Below are 24775 nucleotides of genomic sequence, written 5' to 3'. Positions count from 1 at the left end.
GTTACGTGCACTCGACATTCCTGCGCACATGGTGGAACCAGCCGCACAGCTACGAATCGGTGGTGAGCTACCTCGGGCTGCACGGTGCGCTCGCTCCGTATCGCCTCGCTGCATCCTTGAGTACGTTCTCGTACGGACTCGCCGCTGCCGCACTGTTGTTGCTCACCGATTCCCCGCCGACATCGACTGTCGGCCGGTCGATCATCGTGGTTGCGATCGTGTCGACGCTCGCGGTCGGTGTCGCCTGGCTGAAAGCTCCCTGGCCTTCGAAGCGGGTGTCTCTGTTGTTCGCCGTGTACTCGGACGTCGGAGTGACGCTGGTTCTGTTGTCCTACGGATCGCCCCAGACCACCTTCCTGGCCCTCGCGATGCTCGCAGCCAACAGCGTGTACGTCCAGCTCTTCCACAGTCCGAAAGTCATGGCGCTGCACTTGCTGTGGGCCGGGTCGGCCGTGACGCTCTTCTTCGTGCTGATCCTGCTCTCACCCGACACCGATCCCGGATTGGCCGTCGCGCAGCTGGTGGTGCTGTTGCCCATCACGTTCATGGGCCCCACGTTCTTCCAGTATCTGCTTCTCAAACTGCAGGTTCAGGCGCAGGCGGCCAACTTCGATCCACTCACTCAAGTGCGCAACCGGCGCGGGCTCGACGAGGCACTGCCGGTGTATTTCCTGGGGGCGAACGATGTGTCGGTGATGGTCGTCGACGTGGACCGATTCAAGTCGATCAACGACAGATTCGGTCACCACCAGGGGGACGCGGCCCTGCAACTCGTCGCACGTCGGTTGACGACGGACGGTGTGCTGGTTGCGCGGGTGGGCGGTGAAGAGTTCGCCGTGGTGACCAAATCGGCCGAGAACCAGGCCCTCGCGCTGGCCGAGAAGTATCGCTGCGCCGCGCATTCCGCGGAGGACCCCGCGCCCCTGACGGTGAGCATCGGCGTCGCGCATTGCACGTATCCAATTTCCGAGGACATCGATTTCGACATCGTGGAACTCACCACGCTGCTGTTGCGGCGAGCCGACGCGGCGATGTACGAAGCCAAGCAGCAGGGCGGCAATCAGGTGGTCGTGGCGGGCTCGACGCCCCGACGTGATCGGTCTCCGTCAGGCACCGAGACCTGAGTGCCTGACGCGGCGGCTCAGTTCGGTGTGGAGTCGTCGTACTGGTTCTCGACGTTCTGCTGGAATTCGTCGGCACATTGCTGTTGTGCGGCAGTATCGCTGCCTGCGTTGCTGAGGCAGTCGGTGAAGTCCTGTCCACCGACTGCGTTGAACAGGCCGACCCCGACGACGACGAGAACGATCGACAGCGCTGCGGCCACGAAACCCAGAACGATCGCGATGAGTGACACGGTGCCGTTGGTGGCGGTGCGCTTCTTGTACCTGGAACGTCCGACGAAGCCGAGAACGATGGCGATCAGGCCGAGAAGAATGCCCCCGACGATGGTCCAGGAGAACAACACACCCAGAATCGCCAGGACCAGAGCCACCGTGCCGACGGTGTTCTTCGGTGCCGGTGGCTGTTGTTGGTAGCCGCCCTGCTGGGGGTACTCACCGGGTGAAGGGTAGTTTCCGGGCGGGGGATAGTTTCCGGGCGGCGGATTCTGATTCGACACGTTGAGTACCTCCGATATCGGCGATCGTGAACGCTCGGAGTGTATGTGGGTGGCTTCGGTGCGCACAGGAGCCACGTGCTCCCGTGATCAACTTGTCATCGAACGGGTGAGTCACCCGCCGAGCCGCGAATGCATCTCCCAGATGAGTACCTCGGCCGATTCGGTCGCGGTAACACGTTGTCCGCCAGTGGAACTCATGCGGACTGCATCACCCTCCCAGAGCTCGCCCACCCCCTCGAGCGTGACGGTGCCGCGCGCGACGAACAGGTGCACGAACGGGGCGTCGGGCACGGTCACGGAGGCTCCGGGCAACAACCTTGCCGCGTGCAGTGCAGCCGACTTCTGGCCGATGGTGATCGCTGCCCGATCACGGTGCTTGTGCATTCCCGACGCGACGGTGACCAACCCGCCGCGCAGTAGTTCGTCGCCGATCTCGAGCTGTTCGTATCCGGGTGTGGCACCGGGAATGTCCGGGAGCACCCACATTTGCACGAAGCGAACGGGTTCGGTGTGCCTGTTGCCGTCGATGCTCCAGGAGTCGTTCTTCTCGGAGTGCATGATGCCCTTGCCCGCGGTCATCCGTTGCGCGAGGCCGGGATGGATGATTCCGGAGTGTCCGATGGAATCCTGATGCACCAGTGAACCCTGCATCACCCACGTGACGATCTCCATGTCGCGATGCGGATGTGTCTCGAAACCCTGACCGGCGGTGACGATGTCGTCGTTGTTGACCAGCAACAGTCCGTGATGGGTGTTGTCGGGGTCGTAGTGCTGGCCGAAGGAGAACGAATGTTTCGAGTCCAGCCAGGACACACGGGTTTTCGATCGATCACCGGCGCGGTGTACGTCGATGTGGGCGGTCAGTGGAGCGGACATGTGACCACTCTACGAGCATGTCCGTGCACCGGCGTACGACCTGCATAACGTTCGGGTGTCTTTGCGGTCGGTGTGTGAGCGTCGCCGGGAGTGGGTAGGTTTCGCTGAGTACGGTCACAAGCTCCGCAAACTCCCCCGAAGGCGGCGAGAGATTCTCATGGTCGGTTCCAGCTCGAGTGTGGCACGCACGATCGAACCCCAGCTCGAGGATGCTCTGGCGGCGTGGTTGCCAGGTCAACGGTGGTTCGGCGCAAAGGGTTCGACGGTCGGAGCGGTGCGCATCGTCGCGCGCGACGTGCTCCTGGACGAGCCGCATTTCGCGGCCGAGCATCTGCTGGTGGAGGTGCAGCTGACGCAGGACGGCACCGCCGTGACGCAGACCTACCAGGTTCCACTGGGGTTCCGCACCGAGCTGACCGACGATCTCCGACCGTGGACCCTGCCCGTGGCGGGCGAGGTGGCCGTGTTCGACGGTTTACGCGACCCCGAGATCATCGGCCTGTACGGCGATGCACTTGCCGCCGGAAAAGCCACTGGCAGTATCGAATTCAGGATCGTCGACGGTTCGAGTGTGCCGAGCGGTCTGCGCGGTCGGGTTCTGGGGGCAGAGCAGTCCAACACCTCGGTGATTCTCGGTGATCTGCTGTTGCTCAAGCTGTTTCGTCAGGTGCCGCCGGGAATCAGCCCCGATGTGGAACTGCATCGCGCGTTGGCGGCGGCGGGGAGCGTCAACGTCGCGCCGCTTCGCGGCTGGCTCGAAGCCGAAGTCGGCGGTGAACCCACGACGCTCGGCATGGCCCAGGATTTCGCCGCGAACTCCGCCGAAGGCTGGACTGCGGCGCTGGCCAGCGTGCAGGAGGTGTTCGATTCCCCGCAGACACCGATCGAAGAGCTGCCGGCCGATTTCGCCCCGGACGCGCATCGAATCGGAGCAGCTGTGGCGCAGGTACACCACGATTTGGCATCGGAGTTGGGCACCGCCGAGCGGTCGGTGGAAGCTACCGCCGTCGAGGAGATCCTCGCCCGCATATCGGGAGTGGCACGGGTGGTGCCGGAGATCGCGCAGTACATCCCGGCGGCGACCGCGCTGATCTCGCGGGCGGAGGCGTCGAACAGCACCACGGTGCAGCGCATCCACGGCGACCTGCATCTGGGTCAGGTGCTGGGCACTCCCGAACGGTGGCTGCTCATCGATTTCGAGGGTGAGCCGGCTAAGACCCTGGCCGAACGTAGGCAGATGGACAGCGCGCTGCGCGACGTCGCAGGAATGCTGCGCTCGTTCGACTACGCCGCCAACCACCTGCTGGTCGACCGCCCCGAGGACGAGTCGGCGCGTGAGCGGGCCGAGCAGTGGGCGGCGCGGAGCATCTCGGCATTCTTCGACGGATACGCCTCGGTGGCCGGGCACGATCCCCGTGACGAGGCCGACCTGTTGCGTGCATACGAACTGGACAAGGCCGTGTACGAAGTTCTGTACGAGGCGCGCAATCGGCCCACCTGGCTGTTGTTGCCGATGCGGGCCGTAGCGCGCCTGGTGAGTTGAACTGCGACGCACGAGGGGCGACGTCGACCGGCCCGTCTACGACAAGTACCGTATTGCCTGACACGGGAGGCAGGACATGAACGGTATCTTGGCAATTTTCGGCATCGCGGTGGTCGTCGTCACCATCGTCGTAGTGGTCGTGCTCGTTGCGGTGTTGTTCGTCGCATCGATCAAGCCCGACAGCCTCAACATCGACCTGGACCGCAAGAAGCGCGCCCGGGAAGAAAGTTCCACGAAAGCCTGAGACTTCCGTCACGCCCGAGACCGATTCGTCGGTGCGCGGAGTTGTATCGAGTCGAAGCGCCGACCGACGCTTCCGGTTCTACAACTGGAGTCCTCGTGAGCATTTCCCTGAAAGCTCCAGCTGCGTCCGGTTCGTCTGGCTGTGCGCCCCGCATCAGGTCGCGGATGCTCGGGGAGTCGGTGCTCGCTCAGTTCACGCGATTCGTGATCGTCGGGGTGTCGAGCAACGGTGTGTACGCCCTGTTGTTCGTCGCGCTCGCTTCCCTCGGATCGTTCACCGCCAACCTCGCGGGTGTGGCCGCAAGTACCGTCCTGGCCAACGAACTGCACCGCCGTCACACCTTCCATGCGACCGGTCGAGTCGGTTGGTTCCAGACTCAGTGGGAAGCCGGAGGACTGGCCCTGATCGGGCTCGGTCTGAGCACCGCCTCACTGGCCGCAATGCACATCCTGTTCCCGGCGGCACCGACGTACGTACAGGTTCTGGTCGTGATCGCCGTGAGTGGCATCTTCGGAGCCGCCCGATTCCTCGCTCTCCGTGGCTGGGTGTTCCGTTCACCGACTCTCGCAACCCCCGTATCGAATCTCGCCACTCGGTGAGCTGTGAAATCGCACCACCCGGCCTCGCCGGTGATTGCGACCTCTAACAGAATCCGGGCAAGGCACCCCGCACGACGCATCGATCGCCCTAGGCTGGCGAGCCGACGTCAACGCGAGGAGGCATGTCGATGGCCAGGGATCTGACACAGCTCGAGCTTCTGCAAGAGCTGGTGCCCACTGCCGAGGACAATGTGAACCGTCACCTGTCCATGGCTCGGGAGTGGCACCCTCACGACTACGTGCCGTGGGACGAAGGTCGTAACTTCGCCGCACTCGGCGGCCAGGACTACGACCCGGAGCAGTCCAAGCTCTCCGACGTCGCACAGGCCGCGATGATCACCAACCTCCTCACCGAGGACAACCTGCCGTCGTACCACCGGGAGATCGCCGAGAACTTCTCCCAGGACGGTGCCTGGGGCACGTGGGTCGGCCGGTGGACCGCCGAGGAGAACCGGCACGGCATCGTCATGCGTGACTACCTCGTCGTCACCCGCGGCGTCGATCCCGTCGCCCTCGAAGAAGCCCGCATGATCCACATGACCAACGGATATGCGTCGCCTGCCGGTGCAGGGGTGGGTCTGCTGCACTCGGTCGCCTACGTGACGTTCCAGGAGCTGGCCACCCGCGTCTCGCACCGCAACACCGGTAAGGTCTGCGACGATCCGATCGCCGACCGCATGCTCCAGCGCATCGCCGCCGACGAGAACCTGCACATGATCTTCTACCGCAACATCACCGGCGCGGCGATGGACATCGCTCCCGATCAGACGTTGCAGGCGGTCTCGGACATCGTGATGAACTTCGTCATGCCCGGTGCCGGTATGCCGAACTTCCGCCGCAACGGTGTGTTGATGGCCAAGCACGGCATCTACGACCTGCGTCAGCACCTCGAGGACGTCGTCTGGCCGGTCCTGCGCAAGTGGAGCGTGTTCGAGCGCAACGACTTCACCGGCCGCGGCGAGAACAAGCGCGAGGAACTCGCCGCGTTCCTCGAAGACCTCGAGCGTCAGGCCACCAAGTTCGAGGAGATGCGTGATCGCTCCCTCGCCCGCGAACGTGCGAAGGCCGAAGCACGCGCGTCGTAGTGCCTGCGGCAGTGGTGCGGTTATGTGCCCTCAGCGGCACATAACCATGCCACTGCGGCGAAGCCGCATACTTGGGTGTGAACGAATTCTGGGACCGCATCTCCGCGGTGAGTCCTGATCCACCGGTATGGATCGTCCAAGTTGCTGCTGTGATTGCACTCGTCATCGTCGTGTTGCCGCAGACGTGGCGGATCGCGCGCAACGTGGTGACCATCGCGCACGAGGGTGCGCACCTGTTCGTTGCGCTGATTACCGGTCGTCAGCTGATGGGCCTGCGCTTGCATTCGGACACCTCGGGCGTCGCGATCTCGAAGGGCAAGCCCACCGGGCTCGGCGTCATCGCCATGACTTTCGCCGGCTATGTCGGGCCGTCGCTACTCGGTCTCGGTGCCGCGTTCGTGCTCGGGACTCAGCATGCGTCCGCGGTGCTGTGGATCGGTATCGTCTCGATCGCGTTGATGCTGTTGATGATTCGCAACATCTACGGATTGCTCTCCCTGGTCACCGTCGGGGCCGCCCTGTTCGTCGTGTCCTGGTGGGGCACCGGAGAGCAACAGGTCGCCGCGGCGTACTTCATCACGTTCTTCCTGCTGATCGCCGGTCCGCGTCCCGTGCTCGAACTGCAGAAATCGCGCAGCGCAGGACGGGCGCGGGACTCCGACGCCGATCAGCTGGCTCGATTGACCTTCCTACCCGGCATCGTCTGGGTCGGGCTGTTCCTGCTCGTCACCGTCGGCTCATTGGCATTGGGCGCGTGGCGAATACTTATGCCGGTGCAGTGATGCTCGTCTAGGTTCGAGTCGTGAACCTCACCGAGGTATGGACGGCATACATGGCGACGCTTCGTGAACGCGCGCCGATCACCGCTGCGTCGATTCGGCCGCCAAGGTCTGTGAGTGAGCGCGAGGCCGCTGAACGCGCGACGACGCCGTGGACGGAGGAGTTGCGCGAGTTCTACGGGTTGCACGACGGGCAGCACGAAACCTACGGCGAGGAGTATGTGCCGGCCGGATCCGTATTGCCGGACTTCACTCTGTACTCGCTCGACCGAGCGGTGGATCGGCACAGGTTCAGTCTCGAAAATCCGCATCCGATCGACGATCTGGGTGAGGACTGGCCGGCCGAAGTCCTTGCCCAGGAGGCAGGTGAGACGGCGGAGATGTTCGTCCCGGCGTATGTTCCGTTCGCCGAAGACGGTTCGGGCGGAACACTTTACATCGACACACGCACGGGTGCCCGGCGAGGTTGTATTCGCAGCTTCTCATACGACTCCGCTGACCAGGGTGCGCCATGGTTCGACTCGTTGGCCGAATTCATTGCAGCGTTGCACCGCAGCGTCGAGACGGGATCGGCGATCTACGACGACGTGACGCCCTCGTTCGTGGACGGCGTGCTCGAATGGGGCGACCCCGCGTTCTCGGAGGGGTCGATGGCCTACGCCACTACTCTTCCCGTCGTTCGAGTACCATTCCCGCTCATCGATTTTCGGCCATCCCAGCTATCGGACGACGACGATCTGATCGATCTGGACCACGTGCGCCGCACCGTCATCGATACCGCTCGGAGGCTGCACCCGAGTGCCGTGGTCGAGGACGCCCGAGCGGTCTATCGTCAGGTGCCGCGCCTGCGGGGTGCGAACATGAATTGGTGGGTGTGGATGGATGGAGCGGAAACGGTCTTCACAGCAATCGTCACCGGAGAGGGACACGACGTCATCGTCCTCGAGCTTCCGCCAGGGGGATGCGCGCTCGAGGCCGACGAGTGAACTGAACAGCACGGGCATTTGCTTGCGCGTCCTCCGCACCTGTGTAGGACGGTCAGGGTCCGCAATCGGCACGAAACGGCGGTCGCACGTGCTCGACCATCCGCCTGCTGTATCGACTGCGGTGGACCCGAATCCACAGCTGGGATCCGTCTACGAACTGTCGGTCAGCAGCTTCACAAGTCGCGCTACTCGGGCCGCTCGGGTCTGCTCGCGCGCCGCGTTGTCGATCGGCATCAACAACTGACGTCGCTCGCTCGGCCGCTTCCGCTCCCACGCGGGTGTGCACTGCGCGTTCCTCATCGCCTCCTCGAGGTCCTTCGGAACCGGCACCAGATCGGGGTCGGCCGGCTCGAACTCGCACGAGACCAGATCACCGGGGCGAATGCCCAACCGGCGTTGAAGACCTGCACCGATGTAGACGAAGGACCCGGGCATCACATTCGAATCTGCCTTGTTGAGACCGAGATTGAGACTCGAGCCCTCGATCGAACCGTCGATCCGTCGAGTCGGCCACCGTTCCGCCGCCTCGACCAAACGAGTCGGAACACGAATGATCGTGTACGTGTTCTTACCCCACGTCATCGGCTCGAGCACTCCGTCGAACCGGATGCGGTCACTCACCGATGCCTCGCGCCGTCGACACAACACCGAAGGAAATGTCGCCCACGATCGCAGCATAATCGAGTGCAAGGTCTTCGAGCCGATGACGGACCTTGGAGGCAGTGAGGGAAGGGGTACGCATGGCCGTCATGGACGACGCACCGAAAGTGCATGCCGAGACACGTGCGCAGTGGCGGACATGGCTGACCGAACATCACGCGACGGTGCAATCTGCGTGGCTGGTGTCGTGGAAGAAGGCCACCGGAAAGCCGGCGATCAGCTACGACGACGCCGTGTCGGAAGCCCTTGCGGTGGGGTGGGTCGACAGCCGACCCCGCAAGCTCGACGACGAGCGAACCATGTTGTATTTCTCGCCCCGGAAACCCGCGAGCGCGTGGTCCCGTCCGAACAAGATTCGCGTCGAAGCCCTCCGTGAAGCAGGTCTGATGCTCCCGGCGGGGGAGCGCGCCGTCGAGGCTGCCGTGGCCAACGGATCGTGGACCGTACTCGACGAGGTCGAGGATCTGATCGTTCCCGACGACCTTGCGGCTGCATTCTCCGAATACGTTGATGCGGAAAACAATTGGAACGGATTCCCTCCGTCCGCGCGTCGCGGCATTCTGGAGTGGATCGCCACAGCCAAGCGGCCGGAGACCCGCGCCGCTCGAGTGCACGAGACTGCGCGGCTCGCATCGATCGGCGAGCGCGCAGCTCGTTGGCAACCCAAGCGCGATCGACAGTGACGGAGCGCGCCACCGATGACTGGGCCGAGTGTCGATCATCGGGTCACGTCTCGCCCCGCTAGAACACCACCCACAGCAGCGACGCGAGTGCGAAGATCGCCAATCCGAGCGTGGTTTCCATGACGGTCCAGGTCTTGAGGGTCGTCTTCTCGTCCATGCCGAAGAAGCGGCTGACGAGCCAGAAGCCGGAATCGTTGACGTGAGAGAGGACGGTTGCTCCGGCGGCCAGTGCGAACACCAACAGTGCGATCTTGAAGTTGCTCAGATCCAGCTCGGCCACCTGCACCGAGATCAGCCCGGCTGTGGTGGTCAATGCCACGGTCGCCGAACCCTGCGCGACGCGTAGTGCGGTGGCGATCAGGAAGGCCTGCAGCAGAATCGGCAACCCGATGTCGGACAACGAGGCGGTGAGGGATTGCCCGATGCCACTGGCGCGCAGTACTCCACCGAACATGCCGCCGGCACCGGTGATCAGGATGATCGAGCAGATGGGTCCGAGAGCCTGGTCCATGTACTTGGCACCGTCGGCTACGGGGAAGCGTCCCGGCGCGAGGATGAACAGGGCCAGCAGCAAGGTGATGAGCAGTGCTATCGGGGTCTGGCCGATGAGCGTCAGCGCCGCGGCCCAGGTCTCGTCCCCGGTCAGTACGCCTGAAGTGGTCAGTGTGTTGACCACGGTATTGAGCGAGATCAGCACCAGCGGCGTCAGCAGGATGAACAGCACCGCACCGAACTTCGGGGCGGGGTCTCGGAGGCCGGCCATTTCCTTGTCGTGTTCGTCGGTGTCGGCTGCGCCGTCGGAGAAGAGGTCGGCGGGCAGGGTGTGGAACCGCTTACCGAGCTGCGTGCCGACGAGGTAGGAGCCGACGAACCAGGAGACGACGGCGACGGGGACGCCGACCAGCAGTACCGATCCGATGTCGCCGCCGAGAAGTTCGGTGGCTGCGACGGGACCGGGGTGCGGGGGAACGATGGCGTGCATCGCGGCGAAAGCGCCTGCCGTCGGGAGGGCGTACAGCAGCACGGATCCGCCGAACCGTCTGGCGACGGTGAAGATGATCGGCAGGAAGACGACCAGGCCGGCGTCGAAGAAGATGGGGAAGCCGAAGATGAGTGCGGCGACACCCAGGGCGAGCGGGGCGCGCTTGGCCCCGAATCGGTTGATCAGGGTATCCGCCAATACCTGTGCGCCACCGGTGATTTCGAGCAGTCTGCCGACCATCACACCCAAGGCGACGAGTAGGGCAACAGATCCGAGTGTGGAACTGAAGCCCGAGAGCAGGGCCGACGGCACGTCCGCCAGCGGAATTCCCGCCGCGACAGCGGTGACCGCGCTGACCAGGACGAGTGAGACGAAGGCGTGCAGCTTCACCTTCATGATGAGGAACAGCAAGATTGCTACAGCTGCGGCTGCGATCAGCAGCAAGACAGTCGTTCCGTATGCCGGTTCGATCGGATCCATGGGGGTTACCTCGTTCGTTCGGCTCGAATTTCGACCATATCGGACAGTCTGCAAGCCGCGTGGGGTTACGAGCTCCGGTCGTCGGTCGACTCGGGTGCTGTGGAGTACGGTGCGAGTATGAGTGATGGGGATCACGTAACGGGTGGGGACGGCGCCGGAGACTCGACCGGGGAACCGACGAAGGAACAGCTGCGCGAGCAAGCGCAGCGGTACGCCGCCGCTGCGCGGATGAAGATGAAGGAGCGACGGGCGAACTCGTCCGGTGGTCTCGGAGCCGTTGTTGCCGAGCGTGCAGGCGGCTGGGACCTCGACGACCAGAACACCGTCGCGATGGACCGTCAGCAGCGGCTGTGGAACGGGGTGATGGATCGGTACTTCCGAATGGAGATCGACGGTTGGGAGACCATCCCCGAGTCGCCGGTGCTGGTCGTGGGGGTGCACTCGGGTGCGCCGTTCGTGTGGGACGCGTGGACGGTCGGCGCGCAATGGTGGCGACACTTCGGCGAGAAGCGGATTCTGCACGGCACTGCGCACGATGCACTGATGGCGTTCCCGTTGATCGGCAAAGTCTTTCGATCCATGGGCGTGCTGCCCGCGGCACCGGACTCGATGTCGACGGCGTTGGCCGAGGGCCGGGACGTCATCGTGTGGCCGGGCGGTGAGGTCGATTCGTTGCGGCCCTGGAGCAAGCGAGACGAGGCGACGCTGGGCGGCCGAACCGGCTTCATCAAGCTCGCCATCCGGACGGGTGTACCCATCGTGCCGGTGGCGACCGTGGGTGGGGCCGACGCGATGCCGGTGCTCATCCGCGGTGACAAGCTGGCGAAGGTGCTCAAGCTGGACAAGATCGCACGGTTGAAGGTGTTCCCGATCGCGATCTCTCTTCCGTGGATCATCGCGCCCGCCGCGCTGCCGCAGATTCCGTTGCCCGCGAAGATTCGTACGCGTTTCATGCCGCCGGTGGAACTGGACCACGATCCGGCTCGGTGCGAGGACGAGGCGTACGTCGACGCCAAGTACGACGAGGTACGTGCGAGCATCCAGTCCGGGATGGACGCCCTCGCCAGCAAGCGAAAGTTTCCCGTCTTCGGTTGATTTCTCGTCGGCCCGGCAACACGGACCGAACCTGACCGCGATCGTTTCTAGCGTCTCCGTCGTAGGGATTCACCGCTACGACGAGGGGCGTCACACATGATCGAAACATCGGGATTGACCAAGACTTTCCGGCAAGGCAAGAAGACCGTGGAGGCGGTGCGCGGCATCGATCTGGCGATCGGTGAGGGAGAACTGGTGGCGCTGCTCGGACCCAACGGGGCCGGCAAGTCGACCACGCTGCGCATGCTGACCACCCTGTTGTCACCGACTTCGGGCTCGGCGCGAATCGCCGGATTCGACGTGACGAAAGATCGAGATCGCGTCCGGCGCAGCCTCGGCTACGTGGGGCAGGGCAACGGCGCGGGCCACAGTCAACGCGTCCGCGACGAGCTCGTCGTGCAGGGCCTGTGCTATGGCATGACACGTCCCAGATCACGCAGTCGCGCAGACGAATTGATCGAGGCGCTCGAGCTCGGCGAGCTCGCTGCCCGTACGGTCTCGACCCTTTCCGGCGGGCAGCGTCGCCGGCTCGACATCGCACTGGGTCTGGTGCATCGACCGCCCCTGTTGTTCCTCGACGAGCCGACCACCGGAATGGATCCGCAGAGCCGAGCGAACCTGTGGGACCACATTCTCCGGCTCAGACGCGAGATGGGTACCACCATCGTGCTCACCACGCACTATCTCGACGAGGCCGATTCCATGGCCGAGCGGGTGATCGTCGTCGACCGTGGCACCGTCATCGCCGATGACACCGCCACGGCGCTCAAGTCCGAACTGGCAGGCGACCTCGTGGTCCTCACCGTGTCCGACGCGTCGGCGCTGGCTGCGTTGATCGGCGGTGTGGCCGGAGTCAGAGACGTGACGGTTGCGGGTTCGCGGTTGAACATCCGAGTCGAGCGCGCCGAGGTGGTTCTGCCGCAGATAGTGCGTCTGAGTCAATCCCACGGTATCGAAGTAATGACCGCCGACATGACGCGTCCGACCCTCGACGACGTGTTCCTCGGTCTCACCGGGCGCAGCCTTCGAGAGAGCGCTGCGGCGGCCACGCCTTCACTCGAAAGCGCCGGCACGGCAGGAGAACTCCGATGAACGTACTCTCCGGAAGCACGTTGGTGATGGGCCGCGAACTGCGGCCGATGGTTCGCGATCCGTTCACCGTCATCTTCAGTCTCGTCCAACCGCTGATTCTCCTGGCATTGTTCGGCCCGCTGCTCACCGATGTTCCCGGTCTCGGGGCCGGAAGTGTGTGGGACTGGTTCGTTCCCGGTGTGCTTGCAATGATCACCATCTTCGGAACGTCCATGACGGGCTCGAATCTGTTGGCCGAATTGCAGCAGGGGTCTCACGAACGAATGTTGGTGACACCGTTGCCGCGATCGGCGCTGCTGGTCGGGCGCGCGTTCAAGGAAATGGTGCCGCTGGCCGCTCAGGCCGTGCTGATCGTTCTGGTGGCATTGCCGCTCGGCCTGTCCGTGAATCCGATCGGTGCCGCCGTCGGAATCGTGCTGCTCGGTGTGTTCGGCGTCGGACTCGGCGCACTGTCCTATGCATTGGCTTTGGCTGTGCGCGGACAGGATTGGGTGTTCTGGTCCATCCAGCAGACGCTGATGTTCCCGCTGCTCATACTGTCGGGCACGATGCTGCCGCTGACGGCCGCCCCGGGGTGGATGCAGTTCCTGGTCGACATCAACCCTCTCGGATATCTCGTGGACGCCGAACGTGCTCTGTTCGCCGGCGACTTCGCGAGTTCGACGGTGCCGGCAGGTGTCGTCGCGGCCGCGGCCACTGCGGTGGTCGGACTTGCCGTCGGGATCCGGGCTATGGGTTCGAGGCGGGTGTGAGGCTAAGCTCGCGTCATGGATCGGCCTGCGGTAATTCTCGAAAACGATGTGACCGTGTACGACTTCTACCTGCGTCACCAGCAGAATCGTCAGGTCGCGAGGTTGGCCTATGCCACCCTTGCCCGACGCTTCCGCCCGCGGGTGTCGTATCCCGACGGTGCCCGTGAGGAGCTGCGTCGTCTCGTCTACGACAACACGCGTCTGCTCATCGCGGTCAATCATCTGACCGAGAACGATCCGTACACGCTCGCAGCGGCGGCATGGTCGTCGCCGCTGCGTCCGGTCATCGGCCGCACTCGGGTACTGGCCAAGGACGAGCTGTTCCAGGAACCCAAGCAGCGCAAGCGAATCGACATGATGGGTGGAATCCCTGTCTTCCGCGGCAAGAATCACGGAATGCGCGCGGTCAGCGCTGCGGGCAGCCGCATGATGGATGTCAGCGCAGAGCGCATGAAGCGGGGCGACGACCTCGCAGTGTTCCCGGAGGGAACCTGCAACCTCGAGGATCCGACGACGGTGCAGCACGTCGGCAGCGGTATCGGACACATCGCGATGCGGGCGCGCAAGCTCGGGGTCGAGCCGGTGCTGATCTGCATCGGTCTGAGCTACGGCCCCGGTGCGCCGAGAGTGAAGCGGGCGAGCGTCTACATCGATTCACCCATCACCGAACTGCCCGAGAAGCCGATCGACATCACGCGGGTGGTGGCGCAAGGAATGCAGAAGGCGCTCGACGGTGCGGTGGCTGCGTACTGACTGCGCCGGCGGGGTTGGTAGAAACAGATGACAGGTAATTCGATTCGGCGTTCGTCAGGAGATATTCGTGAGTGATCAGATCAAGACGGCCGTAGTCACCGGTAGTGCGCGTGGAATCGGCGCTGCGGTGGCGAAGCGGCTGGCCAAGGATGGTTTCGGAGTCGCCGTGGTGGACCTCGACGAGGCCGCGTGCAGCGACACCGTCGGCGCGATCCAGGCTGCCGGTGGGCAGGCAGTGGCCATCGGTGCGAACGTCGCCGACGAAGAATCGGTCCAGACTGCGGTCGATCGCATCGCCGGCGAGTTCGGTGCGCCGACCGTACTGATCAACAACGCAGGCATCACCCGCGACAACCTGCTGTTCAAGATGACGGTGCAGGACTGGGATTCCGTTCTCGGCGTACACCTGCGTGGATCGTTCCTGATGACCCGCGCGGTCCAAAAGCACATGATCGACGCCAAATGGGGTCGCATCGTCAACCTGTCGAGCACGTCCGCCCTCGGCAACCGCGGCCAGGCCAATTACTCCGCCGCCAAGGCCGGAATGCAGGGCTTCACCAAGACCCTCGCCATCGAACTCGGCAAGTTCGGTGTCACCGCCAACGCCATCGCCCCCGGGTTCATCGAGACGGAGATGACGGCGGCCACCGCAGAACGTGTCGGCATGCCTTTCGAGGACTTCAAAGCTGCTGCGGCGTCACAGATTCCGGTCAATCGCGTCGGTCACCCCGACGACATCGCGCATCTGGCATCGTTCTTCGTCAGCGAGGGCGCCGGCTTCATCTCGGGTCAGGTCGTCTACGCCGCCGGTGGGCCGAAGGACTGACCTCTCCAGATGCGTGAATGGACCATTCACGAGCCCAGACGGGTGTGAATGGTCCATTCACGCAGAACGGATGTCGACTACGGCGTCGGCATGCCACCGTTGACGTTCAACGTCTCGCCGGAGACGTAGCCCGATTCGGCCGAAGACAGGTAGACGTAGGCACCGGCGATCTCGGCGGGCTGCCCGGCGCGTCCCAGCGGTGTTTCCTTGCCGAAGTCCGGCAGTGCCGAGGTCGGCTGCCCGCCGGCGGCCTGCAGCGGTGTCCAGAACGGTCCCGGCGCAACGACATTGACGCGAATTCCCTTGGGTGCCAACTGCTGCGCGAGCGCCTTGCTGATGGTGTTGATGGCCATCTTCGTGGTCGCGTAATCCACCAGACCGGGTGAGGGTGTGTACGCCTGGATCGAACTGGTGTTGACGATGGTGGAACCAGCGGGCATGTGGGGCACCGCTTCCTGGATGATCCAGAACAGTGCGTAGACGTTGGTTTTGAACGTCTGATCGAATTGCTCGGACGTCAGGTCGGCCAGGTCTTCGACGAACTGCTGCTTACCGGCCACGTTGATCAGCAGGTCGAGCCCACCGAGCTCGTCGACGGTGGTGCGCACGATTCCGCGCGCGGCCTGTTCGTCGGTGATATCTGCCGGTGCCAGGACCGCGGTTCGGCCGGCGTCGCGGATCGACTGCGCAACTTCCTGCGCGTCTTTTTCCTCCGACGGCAGGTAGTTGAGCACCACGTCGGCACCCTCGCGTGCGACGGCAATCGCTGCTGCACGTCCGATTCCGGAATCGGCACCGGTGATCAGGGCCTTGCGGCCGGTCAGTCGGCCGGATCCACGGTACGTTTGCTCACCGTGGTCGGCGAGGGGCCGAAGATCTGTCGCGAGACCGGGCGGATCCTGGTGCTGTTCCGGGAAGCCGTCCTGACTGTACTGCGTGACGGGGTTGGTGAAGGTGTACTGATCGCTCACTGGGGAATCGTCCTTCGAGTGCAACGTACTGCGTGAGGAACCTCTACTCGATTCCGTGTGCTCGACGGATGCCCCGATGCGGTCGGCCACAAACTGTGACCGACCGGACAGGGTTCGGAGGGTGAGCGTGTCCGGTCTCAGGGCAGGATCGAGTCGACGTAGCCGCCGTCGACGCGCAGTGCGCCACCTGTGGTTGCGGAAGCCTGTTCCGAGCTCAGATACACGATCATGTTGCCAATTTCCTTCGGCTCGATCAGGCGTCCGATGAGCGATTGGGGCCGGTGTTCCTTCATGAATTGCGCCTGTGCCTCGTCCCAGGGCAGTTCGTCACCGACGAGTTCGCCGACGAACTTCTCGACACCCTCGGTGTGGGTGGGTCCGACTATGACGGAATTGACCGTAACGCCGGTTCCTGCAGCAGCTTTCGCGAATCCACGGGTCACCGCGAGCAGAGCGGTCTTGGTCATTCCGTAATGGATCATCTCCTCGGGAATGACGACCGCGGAATCGCTGCAGATGTTCTGAATTCGGCCCCAGCCTGCCTCGGTCATCGCAGGCAGATACGTGCGGATGAGTCGAATGGCCGAGAGCACATTGACCTCGAAATAACGTCGCCATTCGTCGTCGTCGATGTCGAGGGCGGGTTTGGCTCCGAAGATGCCGAGGTTGTTCACCAGAATGTCGACGACGGGGACCTTTTCGACCAGCGTCTCCACCCCGTCGGCCGTCGCCAGATCGGCGGGCACGACGATCACCCGCGCACCGGGCACGTCCTTCAGCAACTGTTCCTCGGCCGAATCGAGCGCCGACGCGCTGCGGCCGTTGAGGACGACGCGTGCACCTGCGCGGGCCAATTCGGTGGCAATGGCCAGACCGATGCCTTGGCTGGAGCCGGAGATCAATGCGGTCCGGCCGTCGAGATCGATGTTCATGAAGCCTCCCAGTGTCGTGGAACGACTCCAGTGTGCGCCTTTCCGAAGACGTGAATGGTCCATTCACCGGCCCTGACGGGGGTGAATGGACCATTCACGCAGACGCGGGGGCCTATTACGAATACGTGTAGAAACCCTTACCGGTTTTGCGACCCAGCATTCCGGCGTCCACCATGCGCTGCAGCAGCGGCGGCGGAGCGTAGTGCGGCTCGCGGAATTCCGCGTAGAGCGACTCGGCGACCGCGAGGGTGACGTCGAGGCCGACGGTGTCCGTCAGGCGCAACGGGCCCATGGGGTGTGCACAACCGTTGACCATGCCCTCGTCGATGTCCTCGGCACTGGCGAAGCCGGACTCGAGCATGCGGATGGCCGAGACCATGTACGGGATGAGCAATGCGTTGACGATGAATCCGGCGCGATCGCCTGCGCGAATCGTCTTCTTGCCTAACGTGTTGCCGGCGTAATCCGTCACCGCGGACACTGTCTCTTCGCTGGTGAGCAGGCTGACGACGATCTCGACCAACGGCAGTACCGGCACCGGGTTGAAGAAGTGCACTCCGACGACCTTGTCGGGACGCTTGGTCGCGTTGGCCATCTTGATGACCGGGATCGACGAGGTGTTGGTCGCCAGGATTCCCTCGGGCTTGACGATGGAATCGAGCTTGCCGAACAGATCGAGCTTGAGCGATTCGATCTCCGGTGCCGCCTCCACCACGAGGTCGCGGTCGGCGAAGTCGTTTATGTCGAGTGTCAACGTGATTGCGGCCCGGGCCTTCTCGGCTGCGTAGGCTTCGATGCGACCGGATTTGACGGCGCGGGCGAAGGACTTGTCGAGGCGGGCTTCGGCGGCGTCGGCCGTCGCCTGGCTCGTCTCCAGAATCAGTACCGAACTGCCGGAGCGAGCGCACATCTCGGCGATGCCGGCTCCCATGGTGCCGCCGCCGATGACGCCTACGAGGTCGATGTCGCTCATTTGAGCAGCGCCCGCGACATGACGACACGCTGAATCTGGTTGGTGCCCTCGTAGATCTGGGTGATCTTGGCGTCGCGCATCATGCGCTCGACCGGGAAGTCGGTGGTGTAACCGGCGCCGCCGAAGAGCTGCACGGCGTCGGTGGTGACCTCCATGGCCACGTCCGAGGCGAAGCACTTCGCTGCCGCGGAGATGAACCCGAGGTTCTTCTCGCCGCGCTCGGCGCGGGCTGCGGAGCTGTAGACCATCAGTCGAGCCGCTTCGACCTTCATCGCCATGTCGGCGAGCATGAACTGCACTGCCTGGAAGCTCGAGATCGAGGTACCGAACTGCTTGCGGTCCTTTGTGTATGCGATGGCTGCGTCGAGGGCGCCCTGTGCCAGGCCGACGGCCTGCGCGCCGATGGTGGGGCGAGTGTGGTCGAGCGTTTCCAGCGCGGTCTTGAAGCCGGTACCTGGCTCGCCGATGATGCGATCGCCGGGAATCTTGCAGTTCTCGAAGTACAGCTCGGCGGTGGGTGAGCCCTTGATTCCGAGCTTCTTCTCCTTGGGTCCGACGACGAATCCCTCGTCGTCCTTGTGCACGATGAACGACGAGATGCCGTTGGCACCCTTGTCGGGATCGGTCACGGCCATCACGGTGTACCACTCGGACTTGCCGCCGTTGGTGATCCAACACTTGGAGCCGTTGAGGATCCAGTCGTCACCGTCGGCCTTGGCGCGGGTGCGCATGCTGGCCGCGTCGGATCCCGCTTCGCGCTCGGACAGGGCATACGACGCCATCGCGCCGCCGGCCAGGGACGGCAGAACCTGCTTCTTGAGTTCCTCGGAGCCCTTGAGGATCAGCCCCATCGTGCCGAGCTTGTTGACCGCGGGGATCAGTGAGGACGAGCCGCAGACGCGGGCGACCTCTTCGATGACGATGCAGGCGGCGACGGAATCCGCACCCTGGCCGTCGTATTCCTCGGGAACGTGGATGGCGTTGAAGCCCGAGGCGTTCAGCGCTTTGAGTGCTTCCTCGGGGAAGCGGGAGTCCTCGTCGACCTCTTTGGCGTACGGAGCGATCTCCTTCTCCGAGAGGGCCCGAATGGCCGCGCGCAGTTCGTCGTGCTCTTCGGGCGATTGATACAGATCGAAGTCGGGATTTCCGGCCATGTCGGCCACGCTCCTCGGTGTGTCGGGGGTAGCACTGCCCGGAGGGGGCACTCAGTGCCAAGGATTGCCCCAGTGTACGACCGAATACGGACCTGATCAAGGCCGGGTCTTCAGCATCCGGCACTCAGTGCCATTCGGTCCGGATCGATCAGGCGCTTGTGTGATCGGCCAACGCGTCGACGACTTTGGTGACGGACGTGCCTCGGGGGAACGACGCGACGACGATCTCACCGGAGAACTGCGCGCGTACCTGCGCGAGTGCCGAACGCAGATCCTCGACCGACGTCGGCAGGCCGTCGCGAATCATCCGACGAAGGATGTAGTTGTGCGTTGCGGTCACCGTGGCCGAGAACTGCAGGATCTCCAGGTGCGGGTGATCGGGCAGAACGCGCTGCAGATATTCGACGAAGAGTCTGTCGTAGCGAAACACGGTGACGATTTCTCGGTCACGCAGAGCGGGGATCTTGTGGACCACCTGGTAACGCAGGCGCGACATGTCCCGCCACTCGGAAAACCGCTCGTACACCAACTGCGCGGCATCGCACACGGCCCGCCACGGATCGCCCTCGTTCGATTCGAGAAACGCACCGGCCTGCTCCAGCAGAATTTCGTGGTCGGCGAAGACGACGTCTTCCTTGGCGCGGAACTGGCGAAAGAATGTCCGACGCGAGATTCCGGCGGCACCGGCTATGTCGTCCACCGTCGTCGACTCATAGCCCTTGACGGAGAACAGGTCGAGGGCCGCGGTGGCCACGGTGAGCCTGAAGTCGGTGGATTCTTCGGGTTCTCCGCTCATGGGAGAGAAGGTAGCCGAGTTTCGGGACGAGCAGGGAGGACGTTCTCTTCCGTGCGTTGGTTGCTAGTGTTCGCAAGTAGCCTGCTGCGCGGCGGCGGGTGCCACGGGAGGACTTCATGGCCACGGAATCGAGCCGGCCGCTGTACAGAATGAAAGCCGACTTCTTCAAGACATTGGCGCATCCTGCGCGCATTCGGGTACTGGAGTTGCTGAGCGAGCGCGAGCATGCCGTCTCCGAGCTGCTTCCGGAAATCGGCATCGAGCCGGCCAATCTGTCTCAGCAGTTGTCCATCCTGCGGCGCGCCGGTCTCATCGAAGGCACTCGGGAAGGCCTGTCGGTGTCCTACACGCTGACGTCGCCCAAGGTGGCCGACCTGTTGCTCGTTGCGCGGGAGATACTCACGGGAGTGGTGGCCAATCAGGCCGAGTTGCTGGAGGGCGAGTCCGGAGCACGCACCTGACCCGACGGTCTCGGATGGTCTGGCTCACGTTGCTGTTCACCTGATTCATTACTTGCTAAACTTAGCAATCAACTGGATCAGGATCGATGAGTTCTCAGAGAGCGTCACATGTCCGAACCGACGAAATCCGACCGTAAGACCGACGCCTCCAGGGCTCTGACGGCGCTCTTGCCCAGATGGAGCGAGTGGAAACCAGCCTTCCGCGCGCCCGGTGCGGATCTGCTGGCGGGTCTGATCGTGGCCCTGGTCGCGCTGCCTTTGGCGCTCGGCTTCGGCGTCAGTACCGGGCTGGGGGCCGCGGCCGGCCTGACCACGGCGATCATCGCGGGAGTCGTCGCCGCTGTGTTCGGCGGATCACGGTTCCAGGTGTCCGGACCGACCGGTGCCATGACGGTGGTGCTCGTCCCGATCGTCGCCGAGTACGGTCCGACGGGCGTACTCGCCGTCGGGCTGATGGCCGGGGTAATCCTACTCGTGCTCGCCGCGGCCGGCGTCGGTCGAGCCGTCCGGTACATGCCGGCACCCGTCATCGAAGGGTTCACCGCAGGCATCGCCGTCGTCATTGCGCTGCAACAGGTTCCGTCGGCCCTCGGTATCACCGACGCCGAGGGTGAGAAGGTGTGGCAATCCGCGTTCGACGCGGTGCGCTCGTTCGTCTCGCACGCGAGCGTCCTGACACCCGCCGTGGCCGTCACCGTCGCGATCGTCATGCTCGTCGGAGGCCGACTGGCTCCGAAGATCCCGTTCTCTCTGGTCGCGGTCGCCGGAGCAACGGTCGTCACCCGATTGTTCGACCTCGACATCGCCCGCATCGGCACCATACCGTCGTCGCTGTCCGCTCCGAACCTGAGCTTCTTCCACCTCGGTGACGTGACGGCGTTGTTGGCTCCGGCGCTGGCCGTCGCAGCGCTGGCGGCCCTGGAATCGCTGCTGTCCGCGACCGCGGCGGACTCGATGGGCGTCGGTGCCCGGCACAACCCGGACCGTGAACTGTTCGGGCAAGGCCTGGCGAACATCGCCGCGCCGTTGTTCGGCGGGATCCCGGCCACCGGTGCCATCGCCCGCACCGCCGTCAACGTCCGATCCGGAGCGCGCACCAGGCTCGCCGCACTCACTCACGCCGTGATTCTCGCCGCGATCATGTACTCCGCCGCGGGATTGGTGGCCGACATTCCACTCGCGGCTCTGGCCGGGGTGCTCCTGGCGACGACGGTACGCATGGTCGAAACTGCCTCCATCCGAGCAATTTCCCGCGCCGGTCGTGGGGACACCGTGGTGATGGCGTCGACCTTTCTCGTCACGGTCGTCTTCGACCTGGTGACGGCCGTGGCGGTCGGCGTCGGGTTCGCTGCGGTGCTCGCACTGCGCGCGGTCGCGCGATCGGCCACGGTCGAGCAGGTGCCTCTGGATGCACTCGACGCGGTCTCGGAGGAAGAAGGCAATCTGCTTCGCGAACACATCGTCGCCTACCGAATCGACGGCGCGTTGTTCTTCGGAGCCGCGCACAGCTTTCTGCTCGAGCTCGCCGACGTGTCGGACGTGAAAGTGGTGATCCTGCGCATGTCACGAGTGACCACGATCGATGCCACCGGAGCCATCGTGCTCAAGGACACGATCACCGAACTCGAACACCGCCACATCACCGTCCTGATCTCCGCGGCCAAACCCGAACACCTGCGACCGCTGACTGCGCTGGGTGTGTTCACCACCAAGGACGACGAGGCGCGCCGTGTTTTCGAGACCACCCCGCAGGCCATCGCCTATGCACGCACCGTCGTGACCGAGGCAGCCGAACACCGCGGGTAGGGTCCAAGTCACACTTGCGTAGGAAAGGACCGCTCATCGTGGCTCTCGTTGCAGGAATCGACTCCTCCACCCAATCGTGCAAAGTATTCGTTCGTGATGCCGAATCGGGAGAGTTGGTGCGCCAGGGGCGAGCCTCCCATCCCGACGGCACCGAGATCGACCCGCAGCGCTGGAAGGATGCGCTCGACGAGGCAGTGGCGGCAGCAGGCGGACTCGACGATGTGGACGCAGTATCGGTCGGTGCGCAGCAACACGGCATGGTGTGTCTCGACGAGACGGGAACTGTGGTCCGTAACGCTCTGCTGTGGAACGACACTCGGTCGGCGCAGGCCGCAACCGACTTGGTGTCGGAGTTGGGAAAGGAGACCGGCGTCGACGGCGGGCAGGCGTGGGCCGACGCCGTCGGAGTGGTTCCGTTGGCCTCGATCACCGTCGCCAAGCTGCGATGGCTCGCCGACCACGAGCCGGAGAACGCCGATCGCACTGCGGCCGTATGTCTTCCGCACGATTGGCTCAGCTGGCAGCTCGGCGGCGCATCCGGGCTCGATTCCCTGGCCACGGATCGGGGCGACGCCAGCGGCACCGGGTACTTCTCCGCCGCCTCGAACGAGTATCGAACCGATCTGTTGCAGTTGGGTTTTCGTGGGCGCAACCCGCAGCTTCCGCGGGTCGCGGCACCGAACGAGACCATCGGCCGACTCCGCAGCGGTGCACTGATCGGACCGGGTACCGGAGACAACGCCGCCGCGGCCCTCGCCCTCGATGCCCAGCCCGGTGACGTGGTGGTCTCGGTGGGCACTTCCGGTGTCGTATCGGCCGTGACATCGATTGCGGCAGCCGATGGTTCGGGTCTGGTCGCGGGATTCGCCGACGCCACCGGCCGGCAGTTGCCGTTGGTGTGCACCCTCAACGCTGCCCGGGTGCTCGATGCGACGGCGCGTCTACTGGGCGTCGACCACGACGAACTGTCTCGGTTGGCGCTGTCGACGACCAGCGATGGCCTGGTGTTGGTGCCGTACCTCGAGGGTGAGCGCACCCCCAACCGTCCCGATGCATCCGGCGCGATTCACGGCCTGCGACTGAACAATTCGACGCCCGGCCACCTTGCGCGCGCCGCAATCGAGGGACTGCTGTGCGGTTTGGCCGACGGTATCGACCACCTGCGTGCGCAGGGTGTGGAGACGAAACGGGTGCTACTCATCGGCGGCGGCGCGAAGTCCGCCGCGTTGCGGGCATTGGCTCCGGCGATTCTCGGAGTTCCGGTGACCGTGCCCGAGCCGGGTGAATACGTCGCCGACGGTGCCGCGCGTCAGGCCGCGTGGACCCTGGCCGGGACCACTGAGCCGCCGACCTGGGCCCAGGCACCGTCGCAGACCTACGAGGCCGACCCGACCCCGGCGGTGCGGGAGCGCTACGCCGAGGTGCGGGATCTGACCGAGGGCACCACCCCCATGTGAGCGAAACTTCGTAGCCCACTACGAAGTTCCACACACGTGCGGCGGAGCCGCTCTGGCGCTCTCTAGGGAATCAGGCGCGCGTCGCGGTAGCGCTGGATCACCGAGGCGATGGCATCCGGGGTGGATCGGAAGCCCAGGAACCCTGCCTTCTTGGACTTGTTCATGTCGGTCAGGCATTCCATGTCGCGGCCGAGGTCACCGTCGGTGTGCCACCACGACGCCAACCGGGAGACGTCGCTTTCGGCCAGATCGTGCTTGTCGGCGATGCGCTTCCACGCGGCGGCCGCGTCGGACATGCGGGGTTCGAGGGGGCGCGGCTCGGTGTCGAAGCCCTCGGGCTCGACGCCGAAGTGCGCGGCGAACTGCGGCCACAGCCAGCGCCAGCGGAAGACGTCACCGTTGGCGATGTTGAACGCCTCGTTGTGCGCGTTGTCATCGGTTGCGGCCCAGATCATCTGCTCGGCGAGCAGGTCGGCGTCGGTGAGGTCGGTGAGCCCGTTCCACTGTGTCTCGGAGCCGGGAAAGACGAACTTCTCGCCGAGCTCCTTGCAGATCGACGCGTACACGGACAGTGTGAGCATCATGTTCATCGCGTTGCCAACGGCGAAGCCGGAGATGGTGTGGGCGCGGTGCACACTCCAGCCGAATCCGAACTTCTCGGCACCGGCGAACAGTTCGTCCTCCTGTGCGTAGTAGAAGTTGGGGGTGTCGAGTCGATCCTCGGTCTCGTGGAACGGGGTCTCGGCCATCACGGACTCGCCGTAGGCGTCGAACGGTCCGAGGTAGTGCTTGAGTCCGGTCATCAACGCGACGTGCTTCACCGAGTCGAGGGGGCCGAGCACGTTCAGCACATTGCGCAGAGTTGCCGAGTTGACCTCGATGTTCTCCTGCTCCGAGTCCTTCTTCATCCAGGCGGTGAAGAACACGACCTCGGGGCGGACGTCCTTCAGTGCCTCCTCGAGCGAGGCCGGGTCGAGCAGATCGGCCGCCACGGGGACGACGCCGTCGATGGGGACACTGCCGCTGCGGCTCAGTCCGTAGGTGGTCCAGCCTGCATCGAGTGCGGCGCGGCACAGGGCCTGCCCGGAGATACCGGTGGCACCGACGATCAGCGCGCGCGTCTTGTTCGTAGTCATCCGTGCTGTCTACCCACTGGGGCCGGAGCGACACGT

At 64.4% G+C, this 24775-nt stretch carries 26 protein-coding genes; 16 read left to right on the top strand and 10 right to left on the bottom strand.

From position 1 onward, the window contains the following. The first annotated feature begins 5 nt into the window (after positions 1 to 5). Complete coding sequence (locus CH306_RS06980) at positions 6 to 1124, top strand: GGDEF domain-containing protein (RefSeq protein ID WP_094646107.1); 1119 nt, start codon at positions 6 to 8, stop codon at positions 1122 to 1124. 17 nt (positions 1125 to 1141) lie between these two features. Here CH306_RS06980 and CH306_RS06975 read toward each other — a convergent pair whose 3' ends face one another. Together CH306_RS06975 and CH306_RS06970 are read right to left on the bottom strand one after the other, a co-directional pair. Beyond that, complete coding sequence (locus CH306_RS06975; RefSeq protein WP_230596931.1) at positions 1142 to 1618, bottom strand: DUF4190 domain-containing protein; 477 nt, start codon at positions 1616 to 1618, stop codon at positions 1142 to 1144. A gap of 111 nt (positions 1619 to 1729) precedes the next feature. Continuing rightward, on the bottom strand, positions 1730 to 2494 hold the full coding sequence (locus CH306_RS06970) for a pirin family protein (protein ID WP_094646106.1): 765 nt from the start codon (positions 2492 to 2494) through the stop codon (positions 1730 to 1732). Between the two features lie 157 nt (positions 2495 to 2651). Between CH306_RS06970 and CH306_RS06965 the strand changes: the two genes are divergently transcribed. From CH306_RS06965 to CH306_RS06945, 6 genes are all read left to right on the top strand, one after another. Further along, positions 2652 to 4037 (top strand): maltokinase N-terminal cap-like domain-containing protein, encoded by a 1386-nt coding sequence (locus CH306_RS06965; protein WP_094646105.1) that lies wholly within the window; start codon positions 2652 to 2654, stop codon positions 4035 to 4037. A 76-nt stretch (positions 4038 to 4113) separates the two neighbouring features. Then, complete coding sequence (locus tag CH306_RS29005; RefSeq protein WP_176459207.1) at positions 4114 to 4281, top strand: hypothetical protein; 168 nt, start codon at positions 4114 to 4116, stop codon at positions 4279 to 4281. A gap of 164 nt (positions 4282 to 4445) precedes the next feature. After that, positions 4446 to 4880, top strand: a complete 435-nt coding sequence (locus tag CH306_RS06960; protein ID WP_143545375.1) for a GtrA family protein — start codon at positions 4446 to 4448, stop codon at positions 4878 to 4880. A gap of 128 nt (positions 4881 to 5008) precedes the next feature. Then, entirely contained in the window at positions 5009 to 5965 is a 957-nt protein-coding gene (locus CH306_RS06955) for an acyl-ACP desaturase (RefSeq protein ID WP_094646414.1), read from the top strand. 77 nt (positions 5966 to 6042) lie between these two features. Next, the gene (locus tag CH306_RS06950; protein ID WP_032396733.1) at positions 6043 to 6747 is read left to right on the top strand and encodes a M50 family metallopeptidase; all 705 of its coding nucleotides are present in this window, start codon (positions 6043 to 6045) and stop codon (positions 6745 to 6747) included. A gap of 20 nt (positions 6748 to 6767) precedes the next feature. Beyond that, on the top strand, positions 6768 to 7730 hold the full coding sequence (locus CH306_RS06945; protein WP_094646104.1) for an SMI1/KNR4 family protein: 963 nt from the start codon (positions 6768 to 6770) through the stop codon (positions 7728 to 7730). 150 nt (positions 7731 to 7880) lie between these two features. Here the strand turns inward: CH306_RS06945 and CH306_RS06940 are convergent, their stop codons facing one another. After that, positions 7881 to 8351 (bottom strand): YdeI/OmpD-associated family protein, encoded by a 471-nt coding sequence (locus CH306_RS06940; protein WP_179272783.1) that lies wholly within the window; start codon positions 8349 to 8351, stop codon positions 7881 to 7883. Positions 8352 to 8470: 119 nt separating this feature from the next. Here CH306_RS06940 and CH306_RS06935 point away from each other — a divergent pair, with 119 nt between their 5' ends. Next, positions 8471 to 9073, top strand: a complete 603-nt coding sequence (locus CH306_RS06935; protein ID WP_094646102.1) for a YdeI/OmpD-associated family protein — start codon at positions 8471 to 8473, stop codon at positions 9071 to 9073. 58 nt (positions 9074 to 9131) lie between these two features. Here the strand turns inward: CH306_RS06935 and CH306_RS06930 are convergent, their stop codons facing one another. Next, positions 9132 to 10535 carry a GntP family permease gene (locus tag CH306_RS06930; RefSeq protein WP_032396729.1) on the bottom strand — a complete coding sequence of 468 codons (1404 nt, stop codon included), beginning with the start codon at positions 10533 to 10535 and terminating at the stop codon, positions 9132 to 9134. A gap of 228 nt (positions 10536 to 10763) precedes the next feature. Here CH306_RS06930 and CH306_RS06925 point away from each other — a divergent pair, with 228 nt between their 5' ends. The 5 genes from CH306_RS06925 to CH306_RS06905 all read left to right on the top strand — a co-directional run bounded on the left by CH306_RS06925 (position 10764) and on the right by CH306_RS06905 (position 15053). Further along, positions 10764 to 11630 (top strand): lysophospholipid acyltransferase family protein, encoded by an 867-nt coding sequence (locus CH306_RS06925; RefSeq protein WP_230596977.1) that lies wholly within the window; start codon positions 10764 to 10766, stop codon positions 11628 to 11630. 96 nt (positions 11631 to 11726) lie between these two features. Further along, the gene (locus CH306_RS06920) at positions 11727 to 12722 is read left to right on the top strand and encodes an ATP-binding cassette domain-containing protein (protein WP_094646101.1); all 996 of its coding nucleotides are present in this window, start codon (positions 11727 to 11729) and stop codon (positions 12720 to 12722) included. Further along, positions 12719 to 13474, top strand: a complete 756-nt coding sequence (locus CH306_RS06915; protein ID WP_094646100.1) for an ABC transporter permease — start codon at positions 12719 to 12721, stop codon at positions 13472 to 13474. Before CH306_RS06920 ends, CH306_RS06915 begins: the two co-directional genes overlap by 4 nt. A 15-nt stretch (positions 13475 to 13489) precedes the next feature. After that, positions 13490 to 14227 carry a lysophospholipid acyltransferase family protein gene (locus CH306_RS06910; RefSeq protein WP_032396726.1) on the top strand — a complete coding sequence of 246 codons (738 nt, stop codon included), beginning with the start codon at positions 13490 to 13492 and terminating at the stop codon, positions 14225 to 14227. A 67-nt stretch (positions 14228 to 14294) separates the two neighbouring features. After that, on the top strand, positions 14295 to 15053 hold the full coding sequence (locus CH306_RS06905; protein ID WP_094646099.1) for an SDR family oxidoreductase: 759 nt from the start codon (positions 14295 to 14297) through the stop codon (positions 15051 to 15053). A 77-nt stretch (positions 15054 to 15130) separates the two neighbouring features. On the opposite strand, the gene CH306_RS06900 is transcribed toward CH306_RS06905, so the two are convergent. From CH306_RS06900 to CH306_RS06880, 5 genes are all read right to left on the bottom strand, one after another. Beyond that, entirely contained in the window at positions 15131 to 16024 is an 894-nt protein-coding gene (locus CH306_RS06900) for a glucose 1-dehydrogenase (RefSeq protein WP_094646413.1), read from the bottom strand. A gap of 137 nt (positions 16025 to 16161) precedes the next feature. Beyond that, entirely contained in the window at positions 16162 to 16956 is a 795-nt protein-coding gene (locus tag CH306_RS06895; protein WP_045197389.1) for an SDR family NAD(P)-dependent oxidoreductase, read from the bottom strand. A gap of 115 nt (positions 16957 to 17071) precedes the next feature. Further along, positions 17072 to 17920 carry a 3-hydroxybutyryl-CoA dehydrogenase gene (locus tag CH306_RS06890; RefSeq protein WP_306436765.1) on the bottom strand — a complete coding sequence of 283 codons (849 nt, stop codon included), beginning with the start codon at positions 17918 to 17920 and terminating at the stop codon, positions 17072 to 17074. A 5-nt stretch (positions 17921 to 17925) separates the two neighbouring features. Beyond that, complete coding sequence (locus tag CH306_RS06885) at positions 17926 to 19083, bottom strand: acyl-CoA dehydrogenase (RefSeq protein ID WP_032396722.1); 1158 nt, start codon at positions 19081 to 19083, stop codon at positions 17926 to 17928. 148 nt (positions 19084 to 19231) lie between these two features. Then, entirely contained in the window at positions 19232 to 19879 is a 648-nt protein-coding gene (locus tag CH306_RS06880) for a TetR family transcriptional regulator (protein ID WP_032396721.1), read from the bottom strand. Between the two features lie 116 nt (positions 19880 to 19995). Between CH306_RS06880 and CH306_RS06875 the strand changes: the two genes are divergently transcribed. The 3 genes from CH306_RS06875 to CH306_RS06865 all read left to right on the top strand — a co-directional run bounded on the left by CH306_RS06875 (position 19996) and on the right by CH306_RS06865 (position 23603). Then, a complete protein-coding gene (locus CH306_RS06875; protein ID WP_032397267.1) occupies positions 19996 to 20340 on the top strand; it encodes an ArsR/SmtB family transcription factor in 345 nt (114 codons plus the stop codon). A gap of 108 nt (positions 20341 to 20448) precedes the next feature. Next, entirely contained in the window at positions 20449 to 22146 is a 1698-nt protein-coding gene (locus tag CH306_RS06870) for a SulP family inorganic anion transporter (RefSeq protein ID WP_032396720.1), read from the top strand. 38 nt (positions 22147 to 22184) lie between these two features. Further along, positions 22185 to 23603, top strand: a complete 1419-nt coding sequence (locus CH306_RS06865; protein WP_094630600.1) for a xylulokinase — start codon at positions 22185 to 22187, stop codon at positions 23601 to 23603. Between the two features lie 62 nt (positions 23604 to 23665). On the opposite strand, the gene CH306_RS06860 is transcribed toward CH306_RS06865, so the two are convergent. After that, positions 23666 to 24739: an SDR family oxidoreductase gene (locus CH306_RS06860; protein ID WP_094646097.1), complete on the bottom strand. Its 1074-nt coding sequence runs from the start codon at positions 24737 to 24739 to the stop codon at positions 23666 to 23668. Between the last annotated feature and the right edge of the window lie 36 nt (positions 24740 to 24775).

This window comes from Rhodococcus sp. 15-725-2-2b (assembly GCF_002259075.1).
Lineage (GTDB): Bacteria > Actinomycetota > Actinomycetes > Mycobacteriales > Mycobacteriaceae > Rhodococcoides.
This window is presented reverse-complemented; position numbering and strand designations above follow the sequence as displayed.

Excerpts from the sequence above, each read along its gene's own strand:
- CH306_RS06970 (WP_094646106.1), bottom strand. The coding sequence starts at position 2,494 with ATGTCCGCTCCACTGACCGCCCACATCGACGTACACCGCGCCGGTGAT.
- CH306_RS06965 (WP_094646105.1), top strand. The coding sequence starts at position 2,652 with ATGGTCGGTTCCAGCTCGAGTGTGGCACGCACGATCGAACCCCAGCTC.
- CH306_RS29005 (WP_176459207.1), top strand. The coding sequence starts at position 4,114 with ATGAACGGTATCTTGGCAATTTTCGGCATCGCGGTGGTCGTCGTCACC.
- CH306_RS06960 (WP_143545375.1), top strand. The coding sequence starts at position 4,446 with ATGCTCGGGGAGTCGGTGCTCGCTCAGTTCACGCGATTCGTGATCGTC.
- CH306_RS06955 (WP_094646414.1), top strand. The coding sequence starts at position 5,009 with ATGGCCAGGGATCTGACACAGCTCGAGCTTCTGCAAGAGCTGGTGCCC.
- CH306_RS06935 (WP_094646102.1), top strand. The coding sequence starts at position 8,471 with ATGGCCGTCATGGACGACGCACCGAAAGTGCATGCCGAGACACGTGCG.
- CH306_RS06930 (WP_032396729.1), bottom strand. The coding sequence starts at position 10,535 with ATGGATCCGATCGAACCGGCATACGGAACGACTGTCTTGCTGCTGATC.
- CH306_RS06925 (WP_230596977.1), top strand. The coding sequence starts at position 10,764 with ATGAAGATGAAGGAGCGACGGGCGAACTCGTCCGGTGGTCTCGGAGCC.
- CH306_RS06920 (WP_094646101.1), top strand. The coding sequence starts at position 11,727 with ATGATCGAAACATCGGGATTGACCAAGACTTTCCGGCAAGGCAAGAAG.
- CH306_RS06915 (WP_094646100.1), top strand. The coding sequence starts at position 12,719 with ATGAACGTACTCTCCGGAAGCACGTTGGTGATGGGCCGCGAACTGCGG.
- CH306_RS06910 (WP_032396726.1), top strand. The coding sequence starts at position 13,490 with ATGGATCGGCCTGCGGTAATTCTCGAAAACGATGTGACCGTGTACGAC.
- CH306_RS06895 (WP_045197389.1), bottom strand. The coding sequence starts at position 16,956 with ATGAACATCGATCTCGACGGCCGGACCGCATTGATCTCCGGCTCCAGC.
- CH306_RS06885 (WP_032396722.1), bottom strand. The coding sequence starts at position 19,083 with ATGGCCGGAAATCCCGACTTCGATCTGTATCAATCGCCCGAAGAGCAC.
- CH306_RS06880 (WP_032396721.1), bottom strand. The coding sequence starts at position 19,879 with ATGAGCGGAGAACCCGAAGAATCCACCGACTTCAGGCTCACCGTGGCC.
- CH306_RS06875 (WP_032397267.1), top strand. The coding sequence starts at position 19,996 with ATGGCCACGGAATCGAGCCGGCCGCTGTACAGAATGAAAGCCGACTTC.
- CH306_RS06870 (WP_032396720.1), top strand. The coding sequence starts at position 20,449 with ATGTCCGAACCGACGAAATCCGACCGTAAGACCGACGCCTCCAGGGCT.
- CH306_RS06860 (WP_094646097.1), bottom strand. The coding sequence starts at position 24,739 with ATGACTACGAACAAGACGCGCGCGCTGATCGTCGGTGCCACCGGTATC.